Below are 7,499 nucleotides of genomic sequence, written 5' to 3'. Positions count from 1 at the left end.
CTTTAAACCTGAATTATTTAATTAATAATTAATAATTAATAATTATTCGGTAAGTTTATAGACAAAGATTCATTACTTATTCATTACTTAAGGATAATATTACAATTGAACTTATAGAATATAAATTTTAAACTAAAGCTTTCAATAATGTTTGAAGTTTGAGTTGAACTTCTGCCAACTCTTTATCTGGTTTAGAACCAGTAACTATACCTGCACCAGCATAAAGTCTAGCGCGGTCTCCATCAATTAAAGCTGACCTAATACCTACAGCAAATTCTCCATTTCCTTGATGATCTATCCAACCTAAAGGTGCGGCATAAAGTGAGCGATCAAAGGTTTCAAAATTATGTATTTGTTGTTGAGCAATATCTCTAGGAACTCCTGCCACTGCTGGTGTAGGATGGAGCTTTGCTAATATTTCTAATAAATGAATATTTTTGGATATTTCTGCTGTAATTGGTGTCCATAAGTGCTGAATATTTGATAATTGTAGTAAATGAGGTTGAGATGAGTAACTAGCTTTTAATCCTAAATTTTGAAGACGTTTAATAATGAAATCTATAACAAATTGATGTTCTCGTAAATCTTTTTCACTAGATAATAAATTGTTGGCTAGTTTGGCATCTTCACTTGGGGTTTTACCTCTAGGCGCGGAACCTGCTAAAGCATCTGTAACTAATTGATTATTATTAATACTAATTAAGCGTTCTGGACTGGCACATATAAAATTCTGACCGTTGCCATTACTGGTAGAAATTACATAGCAGTCTGGATAAATTAATCGCAAGTTATTTAAGGATTTGATGAGGTCAAAATTAGCTTGAGAATATATATCTATGGCATGAGCTAAAACAATTTTCCTGAGAGAGTTTGAATTGATTAAGTCTAGAGCTGAAGCAACTGATTTTTTAAATTCTTGTAAGTGATTGATGTTAATTTTACGAAGTTTTTTATATGGCTTGGTTAAAGTTAATAGATGAGTGTGATTTATCTCGGTTATTTGCTGGAATTTATACCAAACTTTTTGGGAAATATGTTCAATGTTAATTGAGTTGTTGATAACTGTATTAATCACAAGTATATTGCGGTTATTTGTCTTAGTTATTTGCCACCGTGGTAGAAATATTGTTGCTGAAGGAAAATGAGGATTTATAGATAATTTTTGTGGGTAATTACCATTTTGATGAAGGTTGTTTAGATTAGTTTTAGTATGCTTTTCAAAGAATGTAAAACTACAAAAAAAGTGGAGACCTGCATAAGGTAAATGTGTCGCACCTAGAGAAATTGTATTATTTAAACATGATTGAATAAAAGATTGAGCTTGTGCAAAACGATTCCCACTTTTAATGGTCAAGTGAGTAGCAGCCTCAATAGCAGCGATCGCCAAGCTATTTTTGTCGATATTTTTTTCTCCAATGGTTTGTTTTTCTAAGTAAAAATGTAGTTGATGTGGTTCACAAATTTCTGCCAATATTGCTAGGGGATCTACTGGTAATATTTCCACAGAAATACTAATTATTTTTGTCTCCATCTTGTCTGTTAATGTCTGTTGACAATTAAACAGAAATTGATGGAGGTCTTGGCAGGTTTGAAACAGATTAACAGAAGTTGGTATTACAGGCATGAAAATAAGAATAGCAAATTTTCACTGAATCAGAGAGAGTGATTGGTGGGGCTGTCCAATTCCCGAAAGTGGCCAAATTTATCCCCTAGTATTAATTAACATTAGACCTTTTTTCACATCCCTTTTGTGACGATAGGGGATAGGGGATTATTCAGGCAAGTAGAAAGCCTAAATCAAGTCAAATGTAAAGGAAAAATAAATTACGTTATTTTTTGTTAAGATTTTACTCTGACTAGCAAATTAAAGTGGTAAGAGATTAAAAATTGTTGTCATTAAAAAAATATCTCTGGATAATATTTATCATTGTTTTGAAGGTCAGCATTCAGCTTTTTCTGGGGAATGTGATGCAAACAGCTTTTGAAAGAGTTAGACAATTACCAAGATTAGCTGATGAACAAGAAATAGGGTTTCATGCCTTCTATTGAAAGGGAATAAAAAAGGAATTCCATATTTTAAACATCGGGCTTTAACTGGAGGTACTGTTAACGCAGTTCCTCTGCAGGAGGCTAACTAATAACTAATAAGTAATAACTGATATGACAGCTCAAGTAGTAAATAAGTCTGATAAAAAATTATGGCTAGCTGCCATTAAACCACCTATGTATAGTGTAGCAATCATGCCGATATGGGTAGGAACAGCAATAGCTGTGTGGGAAAAAAATGGGATTAATTGGTCTATTTTTTTAACGTTTATCACATCGGCAATTTTGATTTTGGCTTGGGAAAATATTAGTAACGATGTATTTGACTCGGAAACAGGCATTGATAAAAATAAGCACCATTCTTTGGTGAACTTGACTGGGAATAAAGACTTGATTTTTTGGCTAGGTAATCTATGTTTATTTTTAGGTATTTTGGGAATTGTAATAATTAGCTGGTGGTTGCAAGATTTAACTGTAATTGGATTAATATTGTTGTGTTGTTTTTTAGGATATTTGTATCAAGGTCCTCCTTTTAGATTAGGCTATCAAGGTTTGGGAGAAATTCTTTGCTTTTTTGCTTTTGGTCCTTTAGCAATTTCTGCTGCTTACTATAGTCAAACTAAGAGTTGGTCAATTAACATTTTAATTGCATCAATAATTATTGGAATTACTACAACTATTATTCTATTTTGTTCTCACTTTCATCAAGTAAAAGATGACTTAGCAGCAGGAAAGAGATCGCCTATTGTAAGAATGGGAACTAAAGCAGGTTCTCAAGTATTAAATTGGTCTTGTGGAATTGTTTTTGTACTAATTTCTATTTGTGTAGGTTTAGGATTTTTCCCAGTTTGGACTCTATTAAGTTTTGCTGGTTTGCCTTTTGCTATTTATTTATGTCGTCACGTTAGTAATCATCACGACCAACCAGAAAAAGTTAGTAACTGTAAATTTATTGCAGTTTATCTACATTTCTTTAGTGGATTACTATTTGGCTTAGGATTTGTTCTGTGAATCTGAAAATATTTGCAATAACTATAGATTTAGGTTATTCCTAAAAAAATGGTTGAGAGTAAGTAAAGTTATAAACACTCAGCTATCAGCTTGAATGAAAATTTTATCTTTAAGGTTTGTAAGAATTCAGCCGTCAGCTAACAGCAATCAGCTATTGCTCTTAGTGCAGGATAAAAGCTTTATTTAAACCCTTTTATTAAGGGATATTATTAAGCCATAATTCAATCTTACTAAAAAAGTTGAAAAGTCAGCTTTATATTCATTAAGGATTAAGTATTATTGCGCTCGAACTGAGAGCTAATAGCTAAGAAACTGTTTGTAAAAGGAATATTAAATCGAGGCGTAGGGTGGGTTAGGCGACAATAACTATGAATTGTAGGCAAAATTTAACTTTTCGCACCCCACTCACCGAACATTAAGCACTCTGGCCGTCTTAATCTTTAGTTTACAAACACTCTCTAAATGTTTACTAAGGTTTTGAAGTATTATATCTACCTTGACACTTTTTTGTAGTGCTATATATTTATAGCAGTTCTCATATTAATGAGGCAAAATCTTTTTTTCTTTTCCCCATCCACTATTCTCTGTTCCCTATTCCTTAAAATACAAAAGTTTTGTATTTTACCAATTTGAGAATTGCTATATCTATTAAGATTAGATAGTAAGAAAAATAATCTACCTACAAAAATAAAGTGTGAGAAATCGAGCGTCATTCATAAAATTCCCTAAATTTATTTATAGAGTTTCTTAACTTAGGTTATTCCTTCAATAATATGTTATGATTTGTAAAGAACAATAGTCTATAGCATTTAAAAATTAGCGTTGTACTACGAAATATAACAATTTGTCAAAAGGAAAATTAAAGGCATGGTTAATAAAATTCAAAAAAGTGAAAAAGAGTGGAAAGAACAACTCACACCAGAACAATTTAATGTAACTAGAAAAAAGGGAACTGAAAGACCATTCACAGGGGAATATCACAACAATAAAGAAAAAGGAATATATAAATGTGTTTGTTGTGGTACTGACTTATTTAGTTCAGAAGAAAAATACGATTCTGGAACAGGTTGGCCTAGTTATTGGGCACCGATTAATCAAGAAAATATCAAAGAAGAAGCCGACTGGAGTTTATTTATGCGGAGAACCGAAATTCTCTGTAATAATTGTGGTGCTCATCTTGGTCATGTTTTCCCTGATGGTCCCCCTCCAACAGGGTTGCGTTATTGTTTGAATTCTGCTGCCCTGAAGTTTGTTAAGTCTGAATAGATAATTGGAAATTATGGTGGTATATTTGCCACCATAATTTGTTCGGTTAAGTCAAAATTAAGAGATAGAAAAAAATAACGTAAGTAGAGAATTATAAGATCCTCACCTTGGCAGAAATTATCCAAAAATATCCTAAATAAGTCCTTATTAATAATTTTTCCTGAACTAGATGAAAATTAAAATGTAATTTAGGGTAAAGTTTAAGTTCATTTATCAAGTCGAGATCAAGTTTATAGTCAGCTTTATTTAACGAAAAATAAACCTGTAACTATAGAGTATAGAGGTAATCTATCTGAAGATTTAGTTCTGATGTTATGATGGATATAAAATTAGATAAAGCAATACCTACCTATAATATACCCTCGGTTTAAATGCTCTCTTAGAAATCGATTTTCTAGTTCGTTGTCCAGTAGTTATATCAATTGCCAATAGTGAAATTATTTCTGGGCAAACCTAGGATTACCCTCTTGATAATTATTGATGAATGATTTATTTGAAAAATTATCAATTTAGCTACTCTTTAACTGAAAAAAACAATAAACAAGTTATTCTATTATTACATGGGTTTATGGGGAGTAGTAATGATTTTATAGAAATTATTCCCCGGTTATCTAAAAGATTTTGTTGTCTGGCAGTTGACTTGCCTGGGCATGGAAAAACTAGAGTTTTTGGCAGTGAAGAATATTACAATATGCCTAATACTGCCATAGCATTGATTGGTTTATTAGATAATTTAAAGATTGAAAAATGTTATTTATTTGGCTATTCGATGGGTGGAAGATTGGCATTATATCTGGCGATAAATTTTCCTACTCGGTTTGAACAAATAATATTAGAGTCAGCATCTCCAGGGTTAAAGAGTAAAGTAGAGCGATCGCTACGTTATGAGTCAGATTTAAAATTAGCTTATAAGTTGGAAAATAGCAAATATGAAAATTTTTTATCGAACTGGTATAGTCAACCATTGTTTGAATCTTTGAGGCAGCATAATAATTTTGAGAAAGTTAGAAAAAGGCGGTTAGAAAATAATACATTAGAGTTAGCAAAATCTCTCCGAAATTTGGGAATAGGAAATCAACCTTCACTGTGGGATAAATTATCATATCATCAGATTCCTACATTATTAATGGTGGGAGACTCTGATAATAAATTTCAAGCTATTAATACTGAAATTGCAGAATTATGTCAGGTTGCTAAAGTGAAAATAATTCCTGAATCTGGTCATAATATTCACTGTGAAAACCCTAGAGAATGGATAGAAACTCTGATAAATTTTTTGGTATAGGTAAGGAGGAAGAAGTAATATCAGTTTCAGAAAATACTACTACATTAACCTTTTTTTAGTAGGTAGCTGAGACCTTGGTTTACCAATATAGAAAAATTAAAGATCGAGGCTTTTCTCGACTCCCAACTCCCTTTTTTACAGTAACTATATTTTTTGAATTTGCTATAACTCAAGAAAAGTTGAATTTCATACGATCTATAAAGTTAGTTGCCTAAAATATCAGGATCTTAACTGAGATTAAAACTTGACCTCGCTGAAGATATTCTTCTTGTAAAAAATACCCTTTTTGAGTCTCATCTAATTTGAGAAATGCAGATTTAGTAGGTAGTTATTTAAAATTTAGTTTGTAACTTTAAAATCAAGGATTATAGTTGTTTTTAAGTAAATAAATCAGACAGTAAAAATATAACTTTTCTAGAGAAATTATATTGAATATATAGCAATCCGCGCATTGGTTGTGACAGTTTTAAGAATAGTTAATTTGAGCCCTTAACCTTGAAAATTATGACTCCTGTACAGTCGATTTCCGTTTGTCATACTTCTAATTACGCAAATAGCCCCTACCACAAAAATATTAGAATCGATTGATTAGAGAATTGCTATAGATACTATAGTTTAATATAATAACAACTGCTATAAATCATCTATTTATTATTAAGTTAAAGATATAATCATTTTAGTTTTTACAAAAGCATATTTTACAAAAACTATGCACTATAAACTACAATTTTCACCCTACAAACGAAACTTCAAAAAAGCTCTCAAAACCAGTCATGGTATTTGGGATATTAGAGAAGGAATTATTCTACAACTAACCGATAAAACTGGGAAAATAGGTTTAGGTGAAATTGCACCTTTAAGTTGGTTTGGTTCGGAAACTTTGTCGGACGCTTTAGATTTTTGCCGACAGTTACCAAAAGAAATAACAAAAGAAACTATTTTTTCTATTCCCGATAATTTACCTAGTTGTAAATTTGGTTTTGAGTCAGCCTGGGAAAATTTTCAACAACTACAAGTAGAGGAAAAAGAAGAACTAAAAAAACCTAATTTTTATAGTGCTTTATTACCAGAGGGAGAAGGAGCGTTAGAAATTTGGCAGCAACTTTGGCAAGAAGGATATGGAACTTTAAAATGGAAAATTGGAGTTGATAAAATTCAAACAGAACTAGAAATATTTCAGCAGTTAGTTAAAGAACTCCCTACCAAAATAAATCTGAGATTGGATGCTAATGGAGGATTAAATTTTGAAGAAGCAAAGCAATGGTTAGAAATTTGCGAAAATCTCAACATCATTGAATTTATTGAACAACCTTTACCTGTAGATAAATTTTCAGAAATGTTGGAATTAAGTAATGCCTACTCTATACCTATTGCCTTAGATGAATCTGTTGCCAATCTCAGAAAGATGAAACAATATTATCAACAAGGTTGGCAAGGAATATTTGTGATTAAACCTGCTATCTTTGGTTCGCGAAGAGAACTCCGTAACTTTTGCAAAAATTATTCTATTGATGCAGTTTTTTCTTCAGTATTTGAAACAAAAATTGCCAGAAAGGCAGCACTTCAACTTGCCACAGAATTACAACCAAATTTAAGAAAAAATCGTGCTTTTGGTTTTGGTGTAACCCACTTTTTTGATGAAGATAAGGAAACCTGGCAAGATAATTTATAGTAGTTCAAGTTTTTTTGAGCAAGTCAAACTTTATCTATATATTTATGGCAGATAAAATATTTTGCTCATCAGCTAATTTTACCGACAAATCTTCTCTAGTCTGAGAGAAAATTCAGTCAGAAGTAGAAATTTATAGTCTGGTATCTGTGGGAGTAAGTCAAACCTTATCTATATATTTTTTATGGCAGATGAAATATTTTGCTCATCAGCTAATTTTAT

The 7,499-nt window shown here is 31.5% G+C and carries 6 protein-coding genes; 5 read left to right on the top strand and 1 reads right to left on the bottom strand.

Features of this window, described 5'->3' with window-relative positions; genetic code table 11:
* Window positions 1–127 precede the first annotated feature (127 nt).
* A complete protein-coding gene (locus ACP6PL_RS02825) occupies window positions 128–1,624 on the bottom strand; it encodes an isochorismate synthase (protein WP_426542320.1) in 1,497 nt (498 codons plus the stop codon).
* A 266-nt stretch (window positions 1,625–1,890) separates the two neighbouring features.
* On the opposite strand from ACP6PL_RS02825, the gene ACP6PL_RS02820 reads away from it, so the two are divergent.
* The 5 genes from ACP6PL_RS02820 to ACP6PL_RS02800 all read left to right on the top strand — a co-directional run bounded on the left by ACP6PL_RS02820 (window position 1,891) and on the right by ACP6PL_RS02800 (window position 7,280).
* On the top strand, window positions 1,891–2,049 hold the full coding sequence (locus ACP6PL_RS02820; RefSeq protein ID WP_426542318.1) for a hypothetical protein: 159 nt from the start codon (window positions 1,891–1,893) through the stop codon (window positions 2,047–2,049).
* A gap of 111 nt (window positions 2,050–2,160) precedes the next feature.
* On the top strand, window positions 2,161–3,057 hold the full coding sequence (gene menA / locus ACP6PL_RS02815; protein WP_426542316.1) for a 2-carboxy-1,4-naphthoquinone phytyltransferase: 897 nt from the start codon (window positions 2,161–2,163) through the stop codon (window positions 3,055–3,057).
* 867 nt (window positions 3,058–3,924) lie between these two features.
* Window positions 3,925–4,323 carry a peptide-methionine (R)-S-oxide reductase MsrB gene (gene msrB, locus ACP6PL_RS02810; RefSeq protein WP_426542314.1) on the top strand — a complete coding sequence of 133 codons (399 nt, stop codon included), beginning with the start codon at window positions 3,925–3,927 and terminating at the stop codon, window positions 4,321–4,323.
* A 484-nt stretch (window positions 4,324–4,807) separates the two neighbouring features.
* Window positions 4,808–5,608 (top strand): 2-succinyl-6-hydroxy-2,4-cyclohexadiene-1-carboxylate synthase, encoded by an 801-nt coding sequence (gene menH, locus ACP6PL_RS02805; protein ID WP_426542312.1) that lies wholly within the window; start codon window positions 4,808–4,810, stop codon window positions 5,606–5,608.
* Window positions 5,609–6,317: 709 nt separating this feature from the next.
* A complete protein-coding gene (locus ACP6PL_RS02800; RefSeq protein ID WP_426542310.1) occupies window positions 6,318–7,280 on the top strand; it encodes an o-succinylbenzoate synthase in 963 nt (320 codons plus the stop codon).
* The last annotated feature ends 219 nt before the right edge of the window (window positions 7,281–7,499 follow it).

The sequence above is a fragment of the Dapis purpurea BLCC-M126 genome (genome assembly GCF_050015975.1).
Lineage (GTDB): Bacteria > Cyanobacteriota > Cyanobacteriia > Cyanobacteriales > Microcoleaceae > Trichodesmium.
Note: the sequence above shows the minus strand (reverse complement) of the source record. Positions and strands in the feature narration are given on the sequence as shown.